Source organism: Mycobacterium sp. 050128 (assembly GCF_036409155.1).
Lineage (GTDB): Bacteria > Actinomycetota > Actinomycetes > Mycobacteriales > Mycobacteriaceae > Mycobacterium.
Genome location: NZ_JAZGLW010000005.1, coordinates 192,290 through 215,889, shown reverse-complemented (window position 1 = coordinate 215,889; position 23,600 = coordinate 192,290). Strand labels below are relative to the sequence as shown.

21 protein-coding genes are annotated in these 23,600 nt (G+C 67.0%); 6 read left to right on the top strand and 15 right to left on the bottom strand.

Translation table 11 applies throughout. The features are described 5' to 3' along the window. Positions 1-11 precede the first annotated feature (11 nt). Positions 12-1,466, top strand: coding sequence for a phytoene desaturase family protein (locus SKC41_RS27260; RefSeq protein WP_330980809.1), 1,455 nt, complete (start codon positions 12-14; stop codon positions 1,464-1,466). Positions 1,467-1,470: 4 nt separating this feature from the next. After that, a complete protein-coding gene (gene wrbA / locus SKC41_RS27255; RefSeq protein WP_330980808.1) occupies positions 1,471-2,070 on the top strand; it encodes an NAD(P)H:quinone oxidoreductase in 600 nt (199 codons plus the stop codon). 69 nt (positions 2,071-2,139) lie between these two features. Here the strand turns inward: wrbA and ilvC are convergent, their stop codons facing one another. The 3 genes from ilvC to SKC41_RS27240 form a co-directional block, all read right to left on the bottom strand. Continuing rightward, positions 2,140-3,141, bottom strand: a complete 1,002-nt coding sequence (gene ilvC / locus SKC41_RS27250; protein WP_330980859.1) for a ketol-acid reductoisomerase — start codon at positions 3,139-3,141, stop codon at positions 2,140-2,142. A 55-nt stretch (positions 3,142-3,196) separates the two neighbouring features. After that, the gene (gene ilvN, locus SKC41_RS27245; RefSeq protein ID WP_330980807.1) at positions 3,197-3,703 is read right to left on the bottom strand and encodes an acetolactate synthase small subunit; all 507 of its coding nucleotides are present in this window, start codon (positions 3,701-3,703) and stop codon (positions 3,197-3,199) included. A gap of 84 nt (positions 3,704-3,787) precedes the next feature. Then, positions 3,788-5,656: an acetolactate synthase large subunit gene (locus tag SKC41_RS27240; protein WP_330980806.1), complete on the bottom strand. Its 1,869-nt coding sequence runs from the start codon at positions 5,654-5,656 to the stop codon at positions 3,788-3,790. 380 nt (positions 5,657-6,036) lie between these two features. Here SKC41_RS27240 and SKC41_RS27235 point away from each other — a divergent pair, with 380 nt between their 5' ends. Next, positions 6,037-6,375, top strand: a complete 339-nt coding sequence (locus tag SKC41_RS27235; protein WP_330980805.1) for a PH domain-containing protein — start codon at positions 6,037-6,039, stop codon at positions 6,373-6,375. Between the two features lie 15 nt (positions 6,376-6,390). Here SKC41_RS27235 and SKC41_RS27230 read toward each other — a convergent pair whose 3' ends face one another. Next, the gene (locus SKC41_RS27230) at positions 6,391-7,233 is read right to left on the bottom strand and encodes a DoxX family protein (protein WP_330980804.1); all 843 of its coding nucleotides are present in this window, start codon (positions 7,231-7,233) and stop codon (positions 6,391-6,393) included. A gap of 241 nt (positions 7,234-7,474) precedes the next feature. On the opposite strand from SKC41_RS27230, the gene SKC41_RS27225 reads away from it, so the two are divergent. Continuing rightward, the gene (locus tag SKC41_RS27225; RefSeq protein ID WP_330980803.1) at positions 7,475-8,596 is read left to right on the top strand and encodes a PQQ-dependent sugar dehydrogenase; all 1,122 of its coding nucleotides are present in this window, start codon (positions 7,475-7,477) and stop codon (positions 8,594-8,596) included. 27 nt (positions 8,597-8,623) lie between these two features. Here SKC41_RS27225 and gatB read toward each other — a convergent pair whose 3' ends face one another. The 5 genes from gatB to gatC form a co-directional block, all read right to left on the bottom strand. Next, positions 8,624-10,141 carry an Asp-tRNA(Asn)/Glu-tRNA(Gln) amidotransferase subunit GatB gene (gatB, locus tag SKC41_RS27220; RefSeq protein WP_330980802.1) on the bottom strand — a complete coding sequence of 506 codons (1,518 nt, stop codon included), beginning with the start codon at positions 10,139-10,141 and terminating at the stop codon, positions 8,624-8,626. Positions 10,142-10,214: 73 nt separating this feature from the next. Further along, the gene (locus SKC41_RS27215; RefSeq protein ID WP_330980801.1) at positions 10,215-11,402 is read right to left on the bottom strand and encodes a MinD/ParA family ATP-binding protein; all 1,188 of its coding nucleotides are present in this window, start codon (positions 11,400-11,402) and stop codon (positions 10,215-10,217) included. Positions 11,403-11,538: 136 nt separating this feature from the next. Further along, the gene (locus SKC41_RS27210; protein ID WP_330980800.1) at positions 11,539-12,570 is read right to left on the bottom strand and encodes an ATP-dependent 6-phosphofructokinase; all 1,032 of its coding nucleotides are present in this window, start codon (positions 12,568-12,570) and stop codon (positions 11,539-11,541) included. A 54-nt stretch (positions 12,571-12,624) separates the two neighbouring features. Next, positions 12,625-14,112, bottom strand: a complete 1,488-nt coding sequence (gatA, locus tag SKC41_RS27205) for an Asp-tRNA(Asn)/Glu-tRNA(Gln) amidotransferase subunit GatA (protein ID WP_330980799.1) — start codon at positions 14,110-14,112, stop codon at positions 12,625-12,627. After that, the gene (gatC, locus tag SKC41_RS27200) at positions 14,109-14,408 is read right to left on the bottom strand and encodes an Asp-tRNA(Asn)/Glu-tRNA(Gln) amidotransferase subunit GatC (protein ID WP_330980798.1); all 300 of its coding nucleotides are present in this window, start codon (positions 14,406-14,408) and stop codon (positions 14,109-14,111) included. Before gatC ends, gatA begins: the two co-directional genes overlap by 4 nt. 95 nt (positions 14,409-14,503) lie before the next feature. Between gatC and SKC41_RS27195 the strand changes: the two genes are divergently transcribed. Then, positions 14,504-15,160: an amino acid-binding protein gene (locus SKC41_RS27195; RefSeq protein ID WP_330980797.1), complete on the top strand. Its 657-nt coding sequence runs from the start codon at positions 14,504-14,506 to the stop codon at positions 15,158-15,160. 1 nt (position 15,161) lies between these two features. Here the strand turns inward: SKC41_RS27195 and SKC41_RS27190 are convergent, their stop codons facing one another. The 5 genes from SKC41_RS27190 to SKC41_RS27170 form a co-directional block, all read right to left on the bottom strand. Next, positions 15,162-18,077 (bottom strand): MMPL/RND family transporter, encoded by a 2,916-nt coding sequence (locus SKC41_RS27190; protein ID WP_330980796.1) that lies wholly within the window; start codon positions 18,075-18,077, stop codon positions 15,162-15,164. Beyond that, positions 18,074-18,520 carry an MmpS family transport accessory protein gene (locus SKC41_RS27185; protein WP_330980795.1) on the bottom strand — a complete coding sequence of 149 codons (447 nt, stop codon included), beginning with the start codon at positions 18,518-18,520 and terminating at the stop codon, positions 18,074-18,076. The genes SKC41_RS27190 and SKC41_RS27185 overlap by 4 nt, the downstream gene beginning before the upstream one ends. A 164-nt stretch (positions 18,521-18,684) precedes the next feature. Then, entirely contained in the window at positions 18,685-19,293 is a 609-nt protein-coding gene (locus tag SKC41_RS27180) for a TetR/AcrR family transcriptional regulator (RefSeq protein ID WP_330980794.1), read from the bottom strand. 36 nt (positions 19,294-19,329) lie between these two features. After that, on the bottom strand, positions 19,330-21,426 hold the full coding sequence (ligA, locus tag SKC41_RS27175; protein ID WP_330980793.1) for an NAD-dependent DNA ligase LigA: 2,097 nt from the start codon (positions 21,424-21,426) through the stop codon (positions 19,330-19,332). 45 nt (positions 21,427-21,471) lie between these two features. After that, a complete protein-coding gene (locus SKC41_RS27170) occupies positions 21,472-22,497 on the bottom strand; it encodes a methionine synthase (RefSeq protein ID WP_330980792.1) in 1,026 nt (341 codons plus the stop codon). Between the two features lie 136 nt (positions 22,498-22,633). Here SKC41_RS27170 and SKC41_RS27165 point away from each other — a divergent pair, with 136 nt between their 5' ends. After that, entirely contained in the window at positions 22,634-23,242 is a 609-nt protein-coding gene (locus SKC41_RS27165; RefSeq protein WP_330980858.1) for a sensor domain-containing protein, read from the top strand. Positions 23,243-23,275: 33 nt separating this feature from the next. Here the strand turns inward: SKC41_RS27165 and SKC41_RS27160 are convergent, their stop codons facing one another. After that, positions 23,276-23,551 (bottom strand): DUF4190 domain-containing protein, encoded by a 276-nt coding sequence (locus SKC41_RS27160; protein WP_330980791.1) that lies wholly within the window; start codon positions 23,549-23,551, stop codon positions 23,276-23,278. Between the last annotated feature and the right edge of the window lie 49 nt (positions 23,552-23,600).

Below are 23,600 nucleotides of genomic sequence, written 5' to 3'. Positions count from 1 at the left end.
GTAATTGTCCGATGGACGTCATCGTCGTCGGCAGCGGACCCAACGGGCTTTCGGCGGCCGTGATCTGCGCCCGCGCCGGACTCAAAGTGCAGGTCGTCGAGGCGCAGCCCACTTTGGGCGGCGGTGCCCGCACCCTGGCCGACCCAGAATTTCCCGGAGTCGAACACGACATCTGCTCGGCGGTGCATCCGCTGGCGCTGGCGTCGCCCTTCTTCGCGGAGTTCGACCTGCCCGCGCGCGGCGTGCAGCTGGAGGTCTGCGACATCGCCTACGGCAACCCACTACCGGGCCGGCCCGCGGCGATCGCCTACCGCGACCTTGAGCGCACCTGTGCCGAGTTGTCCGACGGTGCGTCCTGGCGGCGGCTACTGGGCCCGCTGGTGACCGACTGGCAAGACGTCGTGGCACTGCTGCTCGGCGACAAACGTTCGGCGCCCCCGTCGTTGCCCGCTGCGCTGCGCCTGGGGCTGCGGATGCTGACTCAGGGCACGCCGGCGTGGGGCTCGTTGGGCGGTGACGACGGCCGCGCATTGTTCACCGGCGTTGCCGCTCATGTGCTTTCGCGGATGCCGTCCTTGACGGCGGCCGGGGCCGGGATGATGCTGGCGACGCTCGGCCATGCGGTCGGCTGGCCGATCCCGGTGGGCGGCAGCCAGGCGATCACCGACGCGCTGCTCGCCGACCTGCGCGCCCACGGCGGCGAGGTGACCACCGGCGTCGAAATCACTTCCCCGCCTGGGCCGCCGGCCTCGGTCGTCGTGTTCGATACGGCACCGACCGCGCTGCTGCGGATATACGGTGCAGCGCTACCGGAACGCTACGCAAAAGCATTGCGCCGCTACCGTTATGGGCCCGGGGTCGCCAAGGTCGACTTCGTGCTCGGCGACGAGATCCCGTGGTCGGATCCGCGGCTGAACCAGGCTCCTACCCTGCATCTCGGCGGCAGCCGGGAGCAGATGGCGCTGGCCGAAAAGGAGATCGCGGCCGGCCGGCACGCGCAGTGGCCGATGGTGCTGGCCGCCGCACCGCACATCGCCGATCCCGGCCGCATCGACCACCAGGGTCGCCGCCCGTTCTGGACGTATGCACACGTCCCGTCGGGTTCGACCCTCGATGCGACCGAGGCCGTCACCGCGACCATCGAGCGGTTCGCCCCCGGCTTTCGCGACGTCGTGGTCGCCGCCCGCGCGATACCCGCCGCCCAGCTGAGCGACCACAACGCCAACTACGTCGGCGGCGACATCGGGATGGGCGCAAATTCGGCATGGCGCGCGATCGTCGGCCCCACCCCGCGGTTAGACCCTTGGCGCACACCGATTCCCAAGGCGTACCTGTGTTCGGCGGCCACCCCGCCGGGCGGCGGCGTGCACGGCATGGCCGGTTACTTCGCCGCGCGTAGCCTGCTGCGCCGCGAGTTCGGCATCGCCGAGATGCCCTTTTTGGGGCCGCTGCCGGGCCTACGCTGATCGCGTGACCAAACTCGCGATCATCTACTACTCGGCCACCGGCCACGGCACCACGATGGCCAACCGTGTCGCCGCGGCGGGGCGGGCCGCCGGCGCCGAGGTCCGGGTGCGTCCCGTCGCCGAGACGCGCGATCCGGAATCCTTCGCGCAGAACCCCGCCTGGACGGCGAACTACGACGCCACCAAGGAGCTGCCCGCGGCCACCGGCGACGACATCGTGTGGGCCGACGCCGTGATCTTCGGCTCGCCCACCCGGTTCGGTTCACCGGCGTCGCAGCTGCGGAACTTCCTGGACTCGCTCGGCGGGCTGTGGGCCGACGGCAAGCTGGCCGACAAGGTGTACGCGGGCTTCACATCCTCGAACACCGTGCACGGCGGTCAGGAGACCACGCTCGTCGCGCTGTACCTCACGCTGATGCACTTCGGCGGGATCCTGGTGCCGCCGGGCTACACCGATCCGTGCAAGTTCGTCGACGGCAACCCCTACGGGGCCAGCCTGGTCACCACGCACGACAACATCGAGGACATCGGCGACGTCACCGGCAACGCGTTGGACCACCTGGCCCGCCGGGTGGTGTCGGTGGCGGATCGACTGACGAAGTAGGCCCGATGCCCGGCCAGGCGGGCGCGGGAGGCCGCGCGCCCGGCCAGGCGGGCGTTCGGAGCGAAAGAACTACGCGGTTTCGGTGATCGGGCGGTCGACCCAGCTCATCAAGTCGCGCAGGCGCTTGCCGACGACCTCGATGGGGTGCTCGGCGTTCTCCTTGCGCAGCTGCTCGAGTTGCTGGTTGCCGCCCTCGACATTGGCGACCAGCTTCTTGGTGAAGTCGCCATTCTGGATGTCGCGCAGGATCTCTCGCATCCGCTCCTTGGTGCCGGCGTCGATGACCCGCGGGCCCGACAGGTAGCCACCGAACTCCGCGGTGTCGGACACCGAGTAGTTCATCCGGGCGATGCCGCCCTCATACATCAGGTCGACGATCAGCTTCAGCTCGTGCAGCACCTCGAAGTACGCCATCTCCGGCGGGTAGCCCGCCTCGACCATCACGTCGAAACCGGTCTTCACCAATTCCTCTGTGCCACCGCATAACACGGCCTGCTCACCGAACAGGTCGGTCTCGGTCTCGTCCTTGAACGTGGTCTTGATGACGCCGGCCCGGGTGCCGCCGATGGCCTTGGCGTAGGACAGCGCCAGCGCCTCGCCCTCGCCGGTCGGGTCCTGGTCGACGGCGATCAGACACGGCACGCCCTTGCCGTCGACGAACTGCCGGCGCACCAGGTGCCCGGGCCCCTTCGGGGCGACCATCGCGATCGTGACGTTGCCGGGCGGCTTGATCAGATCGAAGTGGATGTTGAGACCGTGACCGAAGAACAGTGCGTCGCCGTCGTTCAGGTTGGGCTCGATGTCGTTCTTGAAGATGTCGGCCTGGGCGGTGTCGGGTGCCAGCAGCATGATGACGTCGGCCCACTTGGCGACCTCGGCGGGAGTGTCTACTTCCAGACCCTGCTCGGAGACCTTGGCCCGCGACTTCGAACCCTCCTTGAGTCCGACGCGCACCTGCACACCGGAGTCGCGCAGGCTCAGCGAGTGCGCATGCCCCTGGCTGCCGTATCCGATCACGCCGACCTTGCGACCCTGGATAATCGACAGGTCAGCGTCGTCGTCGTAGAACATCTCTAATGGCACGGTGAATCTCTCTTTCTTATTGGACTTTTGGAATGTGTATCGCTTATTTGGCGGTGCCGATTCCACGCGGCCCACGGGATAGCGACACCACTCCCGATTGAACGATCTCGCGGATACCGAACGGTTCCAGCACTCGCAGCAGCGCTTCGAGCTTGCCGCGGGTACCGGTCGCCTCGACGGTCAGCGAATCCAGCGATACGTCGACTACCTTGGCGCGGAACAGGTTTGCCGCTTCGATTACCTGGCTGCGGGTACCGGGATCGGCCCGCACCTTGATCAGCGCCAGCTCGCGAGCCACCGAGTTGTCCTCGTCCTGCTCGACAATTTTGATGACATTGATCAGCTTGTTGAGCTGCTTGGTGACCTGCTCGAGCGGAGTCTCCTCGGCGGAAACCACGATGGTCATCCGCGACATGTCCTTCTGCTCGGTGGCACCCACAGCCAGCGACTCGATGTTGAATCCACGCCGCGAAAACAGTGCCGCGACGCGTGCGAGCACACCCGGCTTGTCTTCGACCAACACCGAAAGCGTGTGCGTCTTGGCGTACATCTAGCGCCGCTCCTTCTCATCGCTACGTCCCCCTCGCCGCTCGGCGGCTGGGGGCGCCCCCACTGCATCGTCGTCGGCGTACATCTAGGCGTGCCCTTCGGTTTCGTCGTCGAACAGCGGCCGAATTCCGCGGGCGTGCTGAATCTCGTCGTTGCTCGTTCCGGCGGCCACCATTGGCCACACCTGTGCATCCGCGCCGACGATGAAGTCGATCACCACTGGGCGGTCGTTGATCGCGCGCGCCTGGTTGATCGCGTCGATGACGTCTTCCTCACGCTCACAACGGATTCCGACACAACCCAGGGCCTCGGCCAGCTTCACAAAGTCCGGGATGCGGTGCGAGTGCGTGGCCAGGTCGGTCTGCGAGTAGCGCTCCTCGTAGAACAGGCTCTGCCACTGCCGCACCATGCCCAGGTTGCCGTTGTTGATCAGCGCCACCTTGATCGGCACGCGCTCGATCGCGCAGGTGGCCAACTCCTGATTGGTCATCTGGAAGCACCCATCACCGTCGATCGCCCAGACCTCGGCCTCGGGGCGAGCGACCTTGGCGCCCATGGCCGCTGGGATGGCGAAGCCCATGGTGCCCAGCCCGCCGGAGTTGAGCCAGGTGCGCGGCTTCTCGTAGGAGATGAACTGGGCCGCCCACATCTGGTGCTGCCCCACGCCGGCGACGTAGATCGCGTCGGGCCCGGCGATCTTGCCGAGCTGCTCGATCACGTATTCCGGGCTCAGGCTGCCGTCGCTCTGCGGGCCGTAGCTCAGCGGATAGGTCGACTGCACCTCGTCCAGATATGCCCACCAGGCGGTCATGTCGATCTTGCCCGGGGTTTCGTACTGGCGCAGCATCGCGATGAGGTCGGTGATGACGTTCTTGACGTCGCCCACGATCGGCACGTCGGCGACTCGGTTCTTGCCGATCTCGGCCGGGTCGATGTCGGCGTGGATGACCTTCGCCTCGGGTGCGAAGGAATCGAGCTTTCCGGTCACCCGGTCGTCGAAGCGGGTGCCCAGCGCGATCAGCAGATCGCTGCGTTGCAGCGCCGCCACCGCTGCCACCGTGCCGTGCATGCCCGGCATGCCCAGGTTCTGCCGGTGGCTGTCCGGGAAGGCACCCCGTGCCATCAGCGTGGTGACCACCGGAATCCCGGTCAGCTCAGCCAAATCCCGCAGTTGCTCGGTCGCCTCGCCGCGGATGACGCCGCCGCCGACGTACAGCACCGGTTTGCGGGCCCGCGCGACCAGCTTGGCGGCCTCACGGATCTGCCGGCTGTGCGGCTTGGTGTTCGGCTTGTAACCGGGCAGATCCATTTTCGGCGGCCAGCTGAACGTGCACTGACCCTGCAGCACGTCCTTCGGGATGTCGACGAGCACCGCTCCCGGCCGCCCCGAAGCGGCGATGTGGAAGGCCTCGGCCATCACCCGCGGAATCTCATCACCGGAGCGAACCAGGAAGTTGTGCTTGGTGATCGGCATGGTGATACCCGAGATGTCGGCCTCTTGGAAGGCGTCGGTCCCGATCAGCGACCGCCCGACCTGCCCGGTGACCGCGACGACGGGGATCGAGTCCATCTGCGCATCCGCCAGGGGGGTCACCAGATTGGTGGCGCCGGGCCCCGACGTGGCCATCATGACGCCGACCTTGCCGGTGGCGTGCGCATAGCCACTTGCCGCGTGACCGGCACCCTGCTCGTGCCGAACCAGCACGTGCCGCAGCTTTTTCGAGTCGAACAGCGGGTCGTAGACCGGCAGCACGGCACCGCCGGGGATCCCGAAGATGATCTCGACGTCGAGTTCTTCCAACGACCGGATTACCGACTGAGCGCCGGTAACTTGTTGTGGTGCAACATGTTTCGTTTGCTTGGCCGGAACTTTTGCGGCGTCTTCCGCGGCGCCCGGCGCCCAGTCGTCGCCATTGTGCGACTTGGGTGTCTGTGACCTGGTGGGTGCGCTCACTCTGGTGATTGTCCTCTTAGTCGTGATTTGGCTGTGGAAGTTTCGTTGATACGCACGAAAAAACCCCCGTCAGCTCTCGCTGATCGAGGGTTGCGCGTTGGTGCCGGATCGCTTCACATACTGAAGGAACTAGTCGCGCACCAACGCGCGGCTAATTACTACGAGCAGCCCGGGCTTTCCGGTGGTCTCCATAGCCCCCGACGGTAGCCTTCGCACTGCTCAACCGTCAAATCCGGTGCGGCGGGCACCGATCACGGCCTTGCGGATAGCCACCCGCGGCGGCACGCGGTCATCGGCGCAACCCGGGGTGAAATGATGCTCGGGTGGCCTCTGGTTCTGCAGCCCCAACACCCGCGCCCGTAGTGATCAAGATCTCACCGATGGCGCACCTCGCCGTGGGATTCCTGACGCTCGGACTGCTGATCCCGGTGCTGGCCTGGCCGCTGTCGACCCCACTGCTGCTGATCCCGGTGCTGTTGTCCGCATTGATCATCCGGCTGCGCACCGTGGCCGACAACCGGGGTGTGACGGTGCGAAACCTGGTGAACAGCCAAGCGGTCGCCTGGGACGACATCGACGGGCTGCGCTTCCACCGCGGTTCGTGGGCACGCGCGAAGCTCAAGAGCGGCGCGGACCTGCGCTTGCCGGCGGTCACTTTCGCGACACTGCCGCTGCTGACGGCGGCCAGTGCGGGGCGGGTGCCCAATCCCTACCGGTGACCGCTGGCGGCCGGTTCAGGCGATCGGGTTGACGCCGTTGAGCAGCACCCACACCGCGATACCGGCGGCGATGCCGGCGAGCAGGGCCACAAAAGACCCGATGAAGGGCCGGTGCGCCCATCCCCTGTTGGCGTCCAGGCCGTAACGGCCGGGTCCGCTCAGCACGACCGCGACGGCCATCACGATCAGCGTGATCTGGTATTCGTGGCCCTGCGGCAGGAAGAACGTGAACGTGTGCGGTTGCGCCGACACGGTGGCCAGCATGCCGTTGATCAGGAACGCCAGCGCTCCTGCGGCGGCAATCGGGGTGAACAACCCCAGGACCAGCAGCACGCCCGAAACGATCTCGCCGCCGGCGCTGACGTAAGACAGGATGTCGGCATGCTGGTAGCCGACGTCGGACAGTGAGTTCTTGAAACTGGTCAGGCCCTGACCGCCCCACCAGCCGAACAGCTTCTGCAGCCCGTGCGCGCCGAGCACCACCCCGAGGCCGACCCGCAGCACCAGCAAACCGAGATTCTGGGTGCCGCGCCGGCCGATCGCGCGCTGCCGTTCGTAATCCTCGCTCGGATCGATCTCGGCGGGTTCGGCCGCCAAGTGACGCGGTGCCGGCTGGGGCTGCACGTAGGGCAGCGGCTCCTGCTGGTCGAGGACGTTGTAGGACGGGCCGGCGGGGCTGGCGATGTGATTCGGGTCTTGGTAGGGGATAACGGAAGTGGTTCCGAAGTCGCCCGGATACCCGACGGGGGTCAGGTCATCTTCGGGGTCGACCAACCGCGCTGCGGCGGGGCGTCCCGCTACCTGCTCCGGAGCTTCGCCGGGCCGCTGCCAAGATGCGTCATTCGAATGACCGGTCACGGGTGACAGGGTAAGGGCATTTAGGCCTCGAATTGGGGATTTGAGCGGCGCTTTCGCGGTGCAATCGGCGGCTAGACCATTAAACAGGCCGAGATTGACTCCAAATGGGCTCGGCGGGGTTGCGAAATGGTCAACGCGCGCTGAAAAACCGACCTCGCCGCCGGCGATGCGATTGACGTCCCGGCGCCCTCGCGGGCACGCCTGTGGCGCCGGTGCCCGCCCTATCCGTAGCCTGTCGATCATGCGTTTGGGGTGGCCGGTTCGGTGCGGGCTCGCTGCGCTGTGCGCGGCCATGCTGGTCGCGACGGGCTGCGCGCGGTTCAACGACGCCGCCTCCGCGCCGTTCACCACCGCGCCCGAACTCAAGCCGCAGCCGAGTTCGACGCCTCCCCCGCCACCGCCGCTGCCGCCCACGCCGTTCCCCAAGGCCTGCCCGGCCCCCGGGGTGATGCAGGGCTGTCTGGAGAGCACCAGCGGGCTGATCATGGGGCCCGACAGCAAAACCGCATTGGTCGCCGAGCGCACCACCGGCGCGGTCAAGGAGATCTCCGTCAGCGCCGAGCCGAAGGTGAAGCTGGTCATCCCGGTCGACGGATCCGGGGATGGCGGCTTGATGGATATCGTGCTGTCGCCGACCTACTCCCAGGACCGCTTGATGTACGCCTACATCAGCACCCCGACGGATAACCGGGTCATCCGCATCGCCGACGGCGATATCCCCAAGGACATCCTGACCGGGATTCCCAAGGGCGCCAACGGGAACAGCGGAGCGCTGCTGTTCACCAGCCCGACCACGCTGCTGGTGCTGACCGGCGACGCGGGCAACCCTGCCATGGCCGCCGATCCGAAGTCGTTGGCGGGCAAGGTGCTGCGTATCGAGCAGCCGACCACGGTCGGTCAGGCGCCACCAACCACCGCACTGTCCGGCGTCGGCTCGGGCGGCGGGTTGTGCGTCGATCCAGTGGACGGCTCGCTGTACGTCGCCGACCGCACTCCGACCGCGGATCGGTTGCAACGCATCACCAAAGCCTCGGAGGTCTCCACGGTGTGGACGTGGCCGGACAAGCCGGGCGTGGCCGGATGCGCGGCGATGGACGGGACCGTGATGGTCAACCTGGTCAACACCAAAATGACGGTGGCGGTGCGGCTTGATCCGAAATCGGGTGCGGTCACCGGTGAGCCCGACGTTGTCCGCAAGGACACGCACGCCCACGCGTGGGCGCTGCGGATGTCGCCGGACGGAAACGTCTGGGGCGCCACCATCAACAAGACCGCCGGCGATGCCGAAAAGCTGGACGACGTGGTGTTCCCGCTGTTCCCGCAGGGCGGCGGCTTCCCGCGCAACAACGACGACAAGGCCTAGGCGGCGCGCCGGGCCCGCTGATTCGGGCTAGGACTGCCCGCAGGCGGCCAGCACCAGCTCGCGCACCCGGGCGGCGTCCGCCTGACCACGGGTGGCCTTCATGACCGCGCCCACGATCGCGCCGGCGGCTTGAACCTTGCCGCCGCGGATCTTTTCCGCCACGTCGGGATTGGCGGCCAGGGCCTCGTCGACGGCGGCCTGGGTGACCGAGTCGTCGCGCACCAGCGCCAGGCCACGCGCGGTCATCACCTGCTCGGGTTCGCCTTCTCCGGCCAGCACACCTTCGACAACCTGGCGGGCCAGCTTGTTGGACAACTTGCCCTCGTCGACCAGTGCGATCACCGCGGCGACCTGAGCGGGCGTGATGGCCAGCTCGTCCAATTCGATGTTCGCCTCATTGGCCTTCTGCACCAGGAAGTTTCCCCACCAGGAGCGCGCCTGGGTGCTGGACGCGCCGTGCTGGATGGTCGCGGTGACCAATTCGACCGCGCCCGCGTTGACGAGATCGCGCATCACCTCGTCGGAAACGCCCCACTCTTCCTGAATCCGCTTGCGGCTCAACCAGGGAAGCTCGGGGATGGTCTCGCGCAATTGCTCGACCAGCTCACGGCTGGGCGCGACGGGTTCCAGGTCGGGCTCGGGGAAATAGCGATAATCCTGCGCCGTTTCTTTGGCGCGGCCCGCACTGGTGGTGCCGGAACCCTCCTGAAAGTGCCTGGTTTCCTGCATGATTGAGCCACCGGAGACCAAAACGGCGGCCTGGCGCTGCATTTCGTACCGCACCGCGACCTCGACGCTTTTCAGCGAGTTGACGTTCTTGGTCTCGGTCCGGGTGCCGAACTGGGTCGCACCGGTGGGCTTCAACGAGACGTTGGAGTCACACCGCATCGAGCCCTGATCCATCCGAACATCGGATACTTCCAAGGCGCGCAACAAGTCTCGCAATGCCGTCACGTAAGCCCGGGCAATCTGCGGGGCCCGGGCCCCGGCTCCCTCGATGGGCTTGGTGACGATCTCGATCAGCGGCACGCCGGCACGGTTGTAGTCGATCAGCGACGTCGTGGCCCCATGGATGCGGCCCGTCTCGCCGCCCAGGTGGGTGAGCTTGCCGGTGTCCTCTTCCATGTGGGCACGTTCGATCTCGACCCGCCAGGTGGTGCCGTCTTCCAGCGGCGCCTCGAGGTAGCCGTTGATGGCGATCGGCTCGTCGTACTGCGAGATCTGGTAGTTCTTCGGCATGTCCGGATAGAAGTAATTTTTCCGGGCGAAGCGGCACCACGGCACGATCTCGCAATTCAGCGCCAGTCCGATGCGGATCGCCGACTCCACCGCCTTCTGGTTGAGCACGGGCAGCGAACCGGGCAGCCCCAGGCACACCGGGCACACCTGGGTGTTGGGTTCGGCGCCGAATGTGGTGGAGCAGCCGCAGAACATCTTGGTCGCGGTGGACAGCTCGACGTGAACTTCCAGCCCGAGCACCGGATCGAAACGCGCGATGACGTCGTCGTAATCCAGCAGCTCGGCCGCACCGGAAGTAACAGTCATGGCAACGATCCTAATGGTGGCCGAGCCAACCGCAGGGTCGGGCATAACGGCCCGGGCTCGGGATCAAGCGGCGTTAGCGCCAGGACCGCTGCGCGGCTTCGTCCTCCTGGCGCCCCACCGGCCGGCCGGCGGCGATGTCGCCCAGCGCGGCGGCCATCTCCAGGTAGGCGCGCCGGCTTTGCTTGCTCAACCGGTCCAGCCCGAGCTCTTTGCCCTCGCGCACGTGCCGATCGAATGGCAACATCACCGTGGCCGCGACGCGGGCCGACAGCGCCTCGAATTCCTTGGTGACCACGCCGTCCAGCTTGGCCGGCTCCGTGTAGTTCATCGCGAGGACCGTCGACTTCAGCAAGCGGCGATGTCCGTTGTTGGACAACCACTCCAGCGTTGTCCTGGTCTTACGCACCGCGTCGATCGAGGTGCCGGAGACCACGACGAGAGCGCGCGCCTCCGGCAGAACCGCATCCATCACGGTGGAGTTGATCGCCTTGACGCAATCCACCAGCAGCACCGAATAATGCTTGCGCAGAATCGAAAATGCCTTGGAGATGTCCTGGCGCTCCAGCCGCCAGTCGGTGTGGCCGTAGTCGGGCAGCCCGAGCACTTCGAGGCCGAAACTGTTCATGTGGGTATGCGCGCGCACCTGCGCATACTGGGTCACCGAATCGCGCGCGAGCAGGTCGGCCAGGCCCAGCGGGTTGCGGCGACCGTGGCGCTCCGCCAGATCGCCGGCGTCGATGTCGACGGCGATGACCCGGTCGCCGCGCGCCTCGGCCAGCGTCGAGCCGAGCGCCTCGACCACCGCGGTCTTGCCGACGCCGCCCTTGAAGTTCAGCACCGCGATCGGAAACGCACCGCCGATCGGCGCACCGATGCGCTCGCGCAGCTCCCGCTCGTATGCGGCGTGTTTGCCGGGGCCGAGGTCGATTCCGGTCACCCGGTGGATCACCTCTCGCCAGTTGAACCTGCTCGGCCCCGAGGCGTCCCCGAAGTCCAGGCCGTCGAGGGCGGTCCCGCCCAGTGTCAGCTCACGACGATATGGGGCCGCGGCTCGCCGTGTCCGCGCCAGCCGGTTGGGCGTCGCGGGCCCGCTTGACCTGGCCGGTTTCGCGGGCAGGCGCGGCTCGGGCACCGTGGCCGCCGTCGGGTCGGCATTGGCTCGCCAGCTCGGCACCGAAGACGCGGGCTTGGCGGAGCCCGACGGATATGCCGGAGCAGCAGATAAGGCATTGACTCCGCGAACCCCCTCGCGGTTGCTCATAACGGCTGGTGTAACCGTTTCGAGCTGGTGGTTAAACCAGGAAATTCCGCCCCTGCGTGAGTGCTGGCCGGCTGAGCCGGCGAATTCAGACGCTCGTCAGGCTGCTGCCATCGGCCGTTTGCCCGCCGCGGGGTCCTCAGCCGAAGAAAGCGGCGGCCTCATCGTGGCGTGCGTCGGGCACCAGTTTGAGGTGGCGCGTGGCGTCGGCCAGCGAGACACGGCCGATGTCCTGCCCGCGCAGCGACACCATCTGGCCGTATTCGCCGGCGTGCGCGGCGTCGGCGGCGTTGACGCCGAACCGGGTGGCCAGCACGCGGTCATACGCCGTCGGGGTGCCGCCCCGCTGGACGTGGCCCAGCACGGTCACTCGCACGTCCTTGTTGATTCGCTTCTCCACGGCGATGCCCAACTGCTGAGCGATGCCGGTGAATTTCTCGTGGCCGAATTCGTCGATCCCGCCCTCCCGCAACGGAATCGAGCCGGGGATCGGCTTGGCCCCTTCGGCCACCACGCAGATGAAGTGCGAATCCCCGCGCTGGAAGCGGCGTTTGACGAGCCGGCACACATCCTCGATATCGAAGGGCTGCTCGGGAATCAGCGTCATGTGCGCCCCGGACGCCAGCCCGGCGTTCAGCGCGATCCAGCCGGCGTGGCGGCCCATCACCTCTACCAGCATCACCCGCTGGTGTGACTCGGCGGTGCTGTGCAAACGGTCGATGGCGTCGGTGGCCACGGTCAGCGCGGTGTCGTGACCGAAAGTCACGTCCGTGCAGTCGATGTCGTTGTCGATCGTCTTGGGCACTCCGACCACCGGAACGTTCTCATCCGACAGCCAGTGTGCGGCCGTCAGCGTACCCTCGCCACCGATCGGGATGAGCACGTCGATGCCGTTGTCGTCCAGGGTCTGCTTGATCTGGTCCAGCCCGGCCCGCAACTTGTCGGGATGCACGCGAGCGGTGCCCAGCACGGTCCCACCCTTGGCCAGCAGCCGGTCATTGCGATCGTCGTTCTGCAGCTGGATGCGCCGGTTCTCCAGCAGCCCGCGCCACCCGTCCTGGAAGCCGACCACCGACGAGCCGTACCGGGCGTCGCAGGTGCGTACCACCGCCCGGATGACGGCGTTGAGCCCCGGACAGTCACCGCCCCCGGTGAGAATTCCGATCCGCATCCTCTTATCTTGCCTGTCTGGGCCGCCATCGGGGCAAATCGGGGCGGCGTGCGGCTAGACGGTCGGCGCGGCCGGCAACGGTCCACGCGCCGCTTCGTAGGCGGCACCGACGCGATAAAGGCGATCGTCGGCCAGCGCGGGCGCCATGATCTGCAGCCCCACCGGCAACCGGTCGTCCGGCGAGAGCCCGGACGGCACCGACATTCCGCAGTGCCCGGCCAGGTTCAGCGGCAACGTGCACAAGTCGAACAGGTACATGGCCAGCGGATCGTCGACCTTCTCCCCCAGCCGGAACGCGGTGGTCGGGGTGGCCGGCGACACCAGCACGTCGACGGATTTGTATGCGTCGTCGAGATCACGGGCGATCAGGGTGCGAACTTTCTGCGCCTGGTTGTAGTAGGCGTCGTAGTAGCCCGCCGAGAGCGCATAGGCACCAATCATGATGCGGCGCTTTACTTCTGGACCGAATCCGGCGGCCCGGGTCAGCGCCATCACTTCCTCGGCGCTGTGGTTGCCGTCGTCACCGACCCGCAGTCCGTAACGCATCGCGTCGAAGCGCGCCAGGTTGCTCGACACCTCCGACGGCAGGATCAGGTAGTAGGCCGCCAGGGCGTAATCGAAGTGCGGGCAATCGACTTCGCTCACCTCGGCACCCAGCGCGGTCAGCTGCTTGACCGCCTCCTCGAACGACGACAGCACTCCGGGCTGATAGCCCTCGCCGCGCAACTGGGACACCACGCCGATCCGCACGCCGCTCAGATCGCCTGCGGCACCGGCCTTGGCGGCGCCGACCACGTCGGGCACCGCGGCATCGATGGAGGTCGAGTCCATCTGGTCGTGGCCGGCGATCACCGCATGCAGCAACGCGGTGTCGAGCACGGTGCGCGCGCAGGGGCCGCCCTGATCCAGCGACGACGCGCAGGCCACCAGGCCGTAGCGCGACACCGTGCCGTAGGTGGGCTTGACCCCGACGGTCGCGGTCAGCGCGGCCGGCTGGCGGATCGAGCCCCCGGTGTCGGTGCCGATGGCCAGCGGCGCCTGGAAGGAGGCCAGCGCCGCGGCGCTGCCACCGCCGGAGCCGCCGGGCACCCGCTCGAGGTCCCACGGGTTGCGGGTGGGGCCGTAGGCCGAGTTCTCCGTCGACGAGCCCATCGCGAACTCGTCCATGTTGGTCTTGCCCAGGATCGGGATGCCCGCCGCGCGCAGCCGGGCCGTGACGGTGGCGTCGTATGGCGACCGCCAGCCCTCGAGGATCTTGGATCCGCAGGTGGTGGGCATATCGACGGTCGTGAACACGTCTTTGAGCGCCAGCGGAACGCCGGCCAGCGCCGAGGGCAGCCGCTCCCCGGCCGCCACCGCCTCGTCGACCGCGGCCGCCGCCGACAGCGCCTCGTCGGCGGCGACGTGCAGAAACGCGCTGTACCGGTCGTCGGTCGCCGCGATCCGGTCCAGGAAGGCCTGGGTGATCTCGACCGACGACAGCTCCCCGGCGGCGACCTTGGCGGCCAGCGTCGCGGCGTCGGACCGGATGATCTCGTTCACTCGCTGTCTCCGAGGATCTGCGGGACGGCGAAGCGGCCGTCCACGGCTGCGGGCGCCGCGGCCAGCGCCTCCTCCTGCGTCAGGCACGGCCTGATCTCGTCCGGGCGGGTGACGTTGACGTCCTTGAGCGGGTTGTCGGTCGGCTCGACGCCGGTGACGTCGACCGCCTGGATCTGGCTGACGTGGGTCAGGATGGCGTCGAGTTGGCCGGCGTAGCCGTCCAACTCGGTATCGGTCAACGCCAGTCGGGACAGCCTGGCCAGGTGCGCGACCTCGTCGCGGGAGATCTGGGACACGAGCGAAAAGCCTATCGGTGCTGCGGCCACGCGCGTGCAGCTGGCACCCATCCTGCGGAAATGCCGGACGCGCGGCTCTGTGCGACAGTGGGCGCGTGCCGTCGTATCTGTTGCGCATCGAGCTCGTCGACCGCCCCGGAAGCTTGGGTGCGCTGGCGGTTGCGCTCGGTTCGGTGGGCGCCGACATCCTGTCGCTCGACGTCGTCGAACGCAGCGCGGGGTACGCGACCGACGACCTGGTCATCGAACTGCCCGCCGGGGCGATGCCCGACACTTTGATCACCGCGGCCGAGTCGCTGAACGGTGTGCGGGTGGACAGCGTGCGGCCGCACACCGGCCTGCTGGAAGCGCACCGCGAGCTGGAACTGCTCGACCACGTCGCGGCGGCCAAGGACAAGCCGGCGCGGCTGCAGGTGCTGGCCGACGAGGCGCCCCGGGTGCTGCGGGTGAGCTGGTGCACGGTGTTGCAGCGCGCCGAGGGCGAGCTGCGGCGCCTCGCCGCCAGCCCCGGCTCGCCGGAAACCCGCGCCGTGTCGGCTCCCTGGCTGCCGATCCAGGAGGCCGCGACGCTGGACGGCACCGCCGAGTGGGTGCCGCAGGCCTGGCGCGACATGGACATCACGATGGTCGCGGCGCCGCTGGGCGACCCGCAGACCGCGGTGGTGCTGGGCCGTCCGGGTCCCGAATTCCGGCCGTCGGAGGTGGCCCGCCTGGGCTACCTGTCCGGGATCGTGGCCACCATGCTGCGCTGAATCAGCGTGCGGCCACCGTGGGCTTCGGCGCCGCCGCATCGCCGTCCTCCCACAGCAGCAGCTGACGGACCGCCGAGCGCGTACCGTAGGGCCGCAGCATCGTGCTGGCCGGACGCGGACGCACCCGTTGCGGCCACCAGAACCAGCGCCCGAGAAGCCTTGCGATAGAAGGCGTCATGAATGACCGCACGATCAGCGTGTCGAACAGCAAGCCCAGCCCGATCGTCGTCCCGATCTGACCGAGCACTTGAAAACCACTGAAAACAAACGCACACATGGTGACGGCGAAAACAATGCCGGCCGAGGTGACCACCGAGCCGGAGCCGGCCATCGCACGGATGATGCCGGTATTGAGGCCGGCGTCGATTTCTTCCTTGAACCGGGAGATCAACAGCAGGTTGTAGTCCGAGCCGACGGCCAGCAGCAGGATCACCGCCAGTGCGAGCACGACCCAATACAACTCAATACCAAACATGTACTGCCACACCAGAACTGACAGACCGAACGAGGCGCCCAGGGATAGCGCGACGGTACCGACGATGACGAGCGCGGCGATCAGGCTGCGCGTGATGATCATCATGATCAGCAGGATGAGGCTCAACGCGGCGAATGCCACGATCATCAGGTCGTACTTGGCACCCTCTTGGATGTCCTTGTACGTCGCGGCGGTGCCGCCGAGATAGATCCCCGCGTTCGCCATCGGCGTGCCCTTCAAGGCTTCGTGCGCGGCCTTCGCGATCGGGTCGATGTGCGAAATACCTTCGGTGGTAGCGGGATCGCCGTCATGCGTGACGATCATGCGAGCTGCCTTACCGTCGGGTGAGAGAAACAGTTTGAGGCCGCGTTTGAAGTCGGGGTTGTCGAACACCTCTGGCGGCAGATAGAAGGTGTCGTCGTTCTTGGCCGCGTCAAACGCCTGCCCCAACGCCGTCGAGTTCTCCAGCGCACGCGCGTTCTGGGCGTAGATGCCGGACAGCGTGGCGTAATTCGCCAGTGTCAGATCGCGATTGGTCTCCTGGCTTTGAATCTGGGGCGGTATCAACGCCACCAGCTTCGGTTGCAGCGCGTCGAGCTTATCCAGCGAAGCCGTCAGGTTCTCGAATTTTTCGGTCAGCTGGTCGATGCCGTCGAGCGCGTCGAACAGAGATCTGAACGCGAAGCAGGCAGGAATGTCGTAACAGTGCTTCTCCCAATAGAAATAGCTGCGAATGGGCCGGAAGAAGTCGTCGAAATTCGCGATCTTGTCGCGCAGGTCCTTGATCGTAGCGAGCGTGTCGCGAAAGCTTTCGGTCTCGTCGTGGGTGGTGCCGGCCAATTGCTGCTGCAGGACGAACTGCTGTCGCAAAATGTCGATCGTCTTCGACAGTTCGTTGGCCTGCTTGAGGGCGTCGTCGGCCCGATCCCGTTGGTAGGTCAGGTTTTGCTGCTGGGCAGCGCTGGAATTGCTGACCACGAACGCGAGTGAGCTGTGCACTAGCGGGGTGCCCAACGGCCGGGTGATGGTCTGCACCTGGGCGACCCCGGGGACGTGAAACACGGCCTTGGCCACCTTGTCCAGGATCAGCATGCTGGCCGGATTACGCATGTCGTGATCCGATTCGACCATCAGCAATTCCGGCTCCAGCCGGGCCCGCGAGAAGTGTTTCTCGGCGGCGGTGTAACCGACATTGGCCGGAGCATCGGCGGGCATGTAGGGCCGAGTGTCGTAGCTGGTCTTGTATCCGGGCAGGGCGATCAGACCTACCAGGGCCAGCGCGCTCGCGGCCGCGAGCACGGCGCCGGGCCAGCGGACGATGGCGGTGCCGATCCGCCGCCAGCCGCGCGTTCGTATCGCCCGCTTGGGGTCGAAGATGCCGGCCTTGGCCCCCAGGGTGAGAATCGCGGGACCCAGTGTCAGCGCCGCGAGCAGCGCCACCAGGATGCCCAATGCGGCTGGGATCCCAAGACTTTGGAAGTACGGCAGCCGGGTGAAGCTCAGACAGGCCACCGCACCGGCAACGGTGAGCCCGGATCCCAACACCACGTGAGTGGTGCCGTGATACATGGTGTAAAACGCGTTTTCGCGGTCTTCACCGGTACCGCGCGCTTCCTGGTAGCGGCCCACGAAGAATATCGCGTAGTCCGTTCCGGCGGCGATCACCAACAGCGTCAGGATATTCGTCGCGTAGGTCGACAGGCCGATGATTCCCTCGCTGCCGAGGAAGGCGACAAGGCCTCGGGCAGCTGACATTTCGATCAGGACCGTGGCGAGAACCAGCAGCGTGGTCAGTACCGAGCGGTAGACGAAGAACAACATCAGCGCGATCACCCCGATGGTGATCGCGGTGACCTTCGCGGTCCCCTTGCTGCCGACGTCGAACTGATCGGAGATCAGCGGCGCGGCGCCCGTCACATAGGTCTTGACGCCCGGTGGCGGCTTCATCTGGTCGATGATGTCGCGGATGGCGCCGACGCCCTCGTTGGCCAACGCCGAGCCCTGATTACCGGCGAGGTTCACCTGAACATAAGCGGCCTTGCCATCGGTACTTTGCGATCCCGCCGCGGTCAGCGTGTCGCCCCAGTAGTCCTGGACGTGCTCGACGTGCTTTTTGTCCTGCTCCAGCCTGCGGATCATCTCGTCGTAGAAGCGGTGGGCGTCCGCGCCGAGCGGTTTGTCACCTTCCAGCACGATCATGGCCGAGCTGTCGGTGTCGAACTCATGGAACGCCTGGCCGATTTGCTTAATTGCCTTGAGCGACGGGGCATCTGGAGAGTTCAGCGCCACGTTGTGGGTCTTGCCCACCTCTTCCAGCTGCGGTACCGCAATGTTCGTGATGGCGGCCAGCGCGACCCAGAAAAGCAGGATCGGCAGCGCGAGCCGTCGGATGTTGCGCGGCACAGCGGGCCGCGTCTGCTGTTCGTTGGTTTGGTTGCTCATCCCGACTTATCCAGACAGAAGGTGTAGGCGTCGACCTTGTTGACGGTGCGTTCGTCTTTGACTTGACCGTTGACGGTGATGCGGCAACCGAGGGTGTCTCCGTTACCTTGTGCCACAACGTTGCCGATGACCGCGGGCTCCGTCGTGGTGATCGTGAACGACCACGGCAGCGGCGCGTTCTTGACCTGTTGCGGCTGGGCGTTGACGTCGAGGTAGTTGATCGTCGCCACCGCACCCGGTGCGCCGAAGACCTCGAGCACCACCTGCTTGGGGTTGAACGGGACGATCTCGTTGGACAGGCCGCTGTTCGCCGAGGTCTTGTAGTTCGAGCCGAAGATTCCGTGCAGACGGTAGATGCCGAATGCCGCGACGGCGACGACGAGTAGCGCGACCAACACTATCCAGCCCTGCCGAAGCAGGTTGGACACGGAAATCGCCTTCACCCTCGGCCTTTCGATGCTCGGGCGTTCTCGATCACTCTATGACTACGACCGTTGGCCCGCACAAGCGCGAACGGACGGACTTCACAGTACGGTACTGGACCGTACTGAACAAGAGACGCGACCGTACACATTTTTCAACAGCTGGACGCAAGGTGGCTGCCGCGTTACCCGGCGGTCCGCGTCAGACCCGGCATCAGAAACCGGTCGACCAGCAGCTGCACCGTCTGGCGAGTGGGTGGCCGGTCGGGAATGATGGACCGGAAGATGAGATAGCCGGGTAGCAGGTCCCAAAGTTCGTCAACGAAGGCATCTTTGGCGATCTCGCCACGATCGACCGCCCGTTGCATGACGTGCTTGATCAAGGCCTTGCGCTGCTTGAGGAATTGATCCTGCAGGGCCTCGTTGAGCGCCGGATGACGCGATACCTCAACCATCACCGCGCGAATGGTGCTGGCGTGCTGGCGTCCGTGCTCGCCGCACGCCTCGCCGAGGCTGATCAAATCGCCACGCAGGCTGCCCGTATTCGGTACGACCGCAACCTGGCGGACACCTTCGATGAAGGCGGCCAGCACCAGTTCGGCCTTCGAGGGCCAGCGCCGGTACACCGTGGCCTTGCTGGCGTGCGCAGCACTGGCGACCGCGTCGATCGTCAATTGGTCATAGCCGTGTTCTTGCAGTAGCTCCAACGTCACCGCCAGCAATTCGGCCTCGCGCGGAGACCACGGCGATGGCTCCGTGTACTGATCGGCCGTCTGCGTCATAGCGCCCACCATAGAGCCGCAATACCGGTACGGACTAGTACTGCGCTGTTAATCGGTTGCGCTGTCGGCCGTCGGCCCCTCGGCCAGCAGGCGGCGAAAGCCGTCCTCGTCGAGGATGGGCACACCCAACTCGACCGCTTTGTCGTACTTCGAGCCCGGCGAATCGCCGGCCACGACGTAGGCGGTGTTCTTCGACACCGAACCCGCGGCCTTGCCGCCACGCGACACGATGGCCTCCTTGGCCTCGTCGCGCGAGAACCCGTTCAACGATCCGGTGACCACGATGCTCAGCCCGGCCAGCGTGCGCGGCGTGCTCGCGTCGCGCTCGTCGGCCATCCGCACGCCGGCCGCCCGCCACTTGTCGACGATCGCGCGGTGCCAGTCGACGGTGAACCATTCGGTGACCGCGGCGGCGATGGTCGGCCCGACGCCCTCGACCGCGGCCAGCTCCTCGGTCGACGCCGACGTGATCGCGTCGAGGCTGCCGAATTCGGTTGCCAGGGCGCGCGCGGCGGTCGGGCCGACATGCCGGATCGACAGCGCCACCAGCACTCGCCACAGCGGCTGCGCCTTGGCCTTGTCGAGGTTGGCCAGCAGCCGCTTACCGTTGGCCGACAGTGTGCCGGCCTTGGTGGTGAACAGTTCGGTGCGCAAAAGGTCGTCTTCGGTAAGGGTGAACAGGTCTCCCTCGTCGGTGATCACCTCGGCCTGCAGCAACGCGGTGGCGGCCTCGTAGCCCAGCCCTTCGATGTCGAAGGCGCCGCGGCCTGCGACGTGAAACACCCTCTCCCGCAACTGCGCTGGGCAGGCTCGGGAGTTGGGGCAGCGGATGTCGGCGTCGCCCTCCTTTGCCGGGGCCAGCTCGGTGCCGCATTCGGGACAGTGTGTGGGCATCACGAATTCGCGTTGGGTGCCGTCGCGCAGATCGGCGACCGGGCCGAGCACTTCGGGAATCACGTCGCCGGCCTTGCGGATCACCACGGTGTCGCCGATCAGCACGCCCTTGCGCTTGACTTCGGTGGCGTTGTGCAGGGTGGCCATTTCGACCGTCGAACCCGCGACCTTGACGGGCACCATGACGGCGAACGGTGTGACGCGTCCGGTCCGCCCGACATTCACCCGGATATCCAGCAGCGTGGTCTGCACCTCTTGCGGCGGGTACTTGTAGGCGATCGCCCAGCGCGGCGCTCGCGAGGTCGACCCCAGCCTGCGCTGCAGTGCGACGTCGTCGATTTTGACTACAACACCGTCGATTTCGTGATCGACGTCGTGGCGGTGCTCGCCCCAATAGGCGATCCGTTCCAACGCACCGCCGGCGTTTTCGACCCGGGCGGTGTGGTCGGAGACGGGCAGCCCCCAAGCGCCCAGTGCCAGGTAGGCGTCGTGCAGGCTGGCCGGCCGAAATCCCTGGGCGTACCCGACGCCGTGGCAGATCATCCGCAACTTGCGGCGAGCGGTGACCGCGGGATCCTTCTGGCGCAGCGAGCCCGCGGCGCTGTTGCGCGGGTTGGCGAACGGGACCTTGCCGTCCTCGACCAGCGCGGCGTTGAGTGCCTCGAAGTCGGCGACCCGGAAGAACACCTCGCCGCGGACCTCGAGGACGTCGGGGATCGGATAGTCGCCGCTGGCCGTCAGCCGTTCCGGGACATCCTCGATGGTGCGCGCGTTCAACGTGACGTCCTCGCCGGTACGGCCGTCACCGCGGGTGGCCGCGCGGACCAGCCGGCCACCGCGGTACACCAGAGCCAGCGCGACGCCATCGATCTTGAGCTCACACAGGAAGGCCACGTCTTGCGAACCGGAGCCGCCCACCTCGGCATGGATGCGGCTGGCCCACCCGTCGAATTCCTCGGTGCTGAACACGTTGTCCAGCGACAGCATCCGTTCCAGGTGCTCGGCCGAGGTGAAATCGGTGGCGAATCCCGCGCCGCCGACCAGCTGCGTCGGCGAATCGGGGGTGCGCAGCTCGGGATGCTGCTCCTCGAGCGCGCCCAGCCGCTTGAGGAGGTCGTCGAATTCCGCGTCGGAGATGACCGGCGCATCGCGCACGTAGTAGCGGAACTGGTGCTCACGCACCTCGTCGGCCAATTCACGCCATTGACGCCGAACCTCGGGCGGCACAGGGTCAGCTTCTGGCGAACTCACCTTGGCAGGCTATCGAAGGCGCCCGACACGCCTTCGTCGCGCCGCCTAGATGGCGTCGGGGTCTTCGGCGAACACCGCGGCGGCCTTGCGGGCCAACTCGATCGCGGTGCGGGCCCATTGTGGCGTCGCGTTGGCCAGACCACATGCCGGGGTGACGCCGATGCGCTCGCGCAGCGCCGAGCGGCCGAATCCGAGCCGATCGGTTACCGCGACGACGGCCGCGGCCACCTCCTCGGCAGCGGGCCGGCGTTCCGGGGCGGTGGCGGCCACCACGCCCAGCATCACCGCGCGACCCGATTCGACAAACGCCGCGAGCCCTTCCAGATCGGTGGCCCGCAGTGTTGCGGCGTCGATCGATATCGCGCTGATTGCGCTGCGCAACAACAGGTCCCACGGCAATCCGGCCGCGCAACTGTGCAGCACCACCTCGGCGCCCACCGTCTGCGTGCAGGTGTCGAGCAGGCCCTGAGCCACCGACTCGTCGAGTGCGGCAACCGGACTCAGCGCGGTGACGCCGCTCAGCTGCCCACCCAGCGCGGCGGGCAACGACGGCTCGTCGAGTTGCACGACTACCGGTGTGTCGAGGCGGCGAGACAGCGCGGCACGATGGCCGGCAACGCCTTCGGCCAGCGACGCCGTCAGGTCGCGCAACGCGCCCGGGTCGGTGATCGCCCGGTGGCCGTTGGGCAGCTCCAACCCGGCGGCCAGCGTGATCGGGCCCGGCGCCTGCACCTTGACCACCCGTCCGCCACCACGCAGGCCGGCCGTCTCCCAGGCTTCCTCGAGGGCATCCATGTCCTCGTCGAGGAGGCTGACGGCCCGGCGAGTCACCGCGCCGGGCCGGGCGGCGATGCGGTAACCGCGCGGCACGGTGTCGATCGCCGCATCGATCAGCAGCGCCCCGGCTCGCCCCAGCAGGTCGGCGCCCACTCCCCTGGCGGGCAGCTCGACAAGGTGAGCCATCGCGGCCGCCAACTCACCGACGACGACCTCAGTCGACGGACGTATCGCGGTGCCGGGCCAAGAACCCACGCCGCTGGCCGTCGCGAAGGGAGAGGCGAAAACACTCACCCGGCAACCGTATTCGACCGCACTTCAAGGCCGGGTGGCCAGGGGTGTGTTGCGGTCGGCCAACACGGCTAGGCTCGACGGTCTAGAGGGGTGCAAAACGGTGTGGCGCAAGGCAAGATTCGGGTGGCCGCTGCTGATGTGTGGCGCGGTGGTGCTGACTGCGGCGTGCACCCGGGTGGTGGACGGCACGGCACTGCCGGGGTTTACCGGCGGCGCCAGGGGTATCAACGGGGTCAATGTCGACACGATCCTGCTGGACCAGTCGCGGATGCAGGCGATCACCGGCGCCGGTGAGCACCTGTCGATCATTCCCTCGATGGATGGGCGCACCCCGGTCGACATCGACACGCTCGCCGACACCACGCCGCGCGCCTGCCGCTTCCTGTTCGCCGAGACAGCGACGTTTGGCCCCGAGATCGAAGAGTTCCACAAGACCACGTTCCAGGATCCGCCCGACGGCGCCCTGATCTCTGAGGGCGCCGCGGCCTATCGCGATGGTGCGACCGCGCAGCATGCCTTCACCGCTCTGGTTTCGACCGTCACCGACTGCGCCAATGGCTCGGCCGGTCAGGTGTTCGTCGGCGACTGGAAGGCCGATGCCGCCTCGCTGCATCTGGGGCCGGGCGGCTGCGGCCGCGACTACCGGGTGCTGTCGGTGGCGTTGGTGGAGGTCACCTTCTGTGGCTTCCCGCAATCGGTGTCCGACATCGTGATGACGAACATCGTCGCCAACTTCCCGCGATAGCTTTCGCGACTCTGCTTGCGCGGCAACGGCTTGTCACCAGTGTGCCGTGGTCTCCAATTCGAAATCGGCGTGCCCGCACTGGATCCACATCGCGACGTGCAGGGCGGTGACGGCCGCCGAGACCGCCAGCGCGGTGATCGCGAAAGCGAAACCCTGCTCGCCGCGCTGCTTGACCTGCCACATACCGACGAGGGCGAGAATGCCGCTCAGGATCGGGCTGGCGTACATGCCCATGATGCTGAGCACGAAAGCGGCAACGGCAAGGCCGTTGGTCCGCACATCCTGCTGGGTGATCTGGTTCTCGCTCATCGTCATTCATTCCTTCCCGATCGGTAGTCAGCCGATTACGAGACGAATG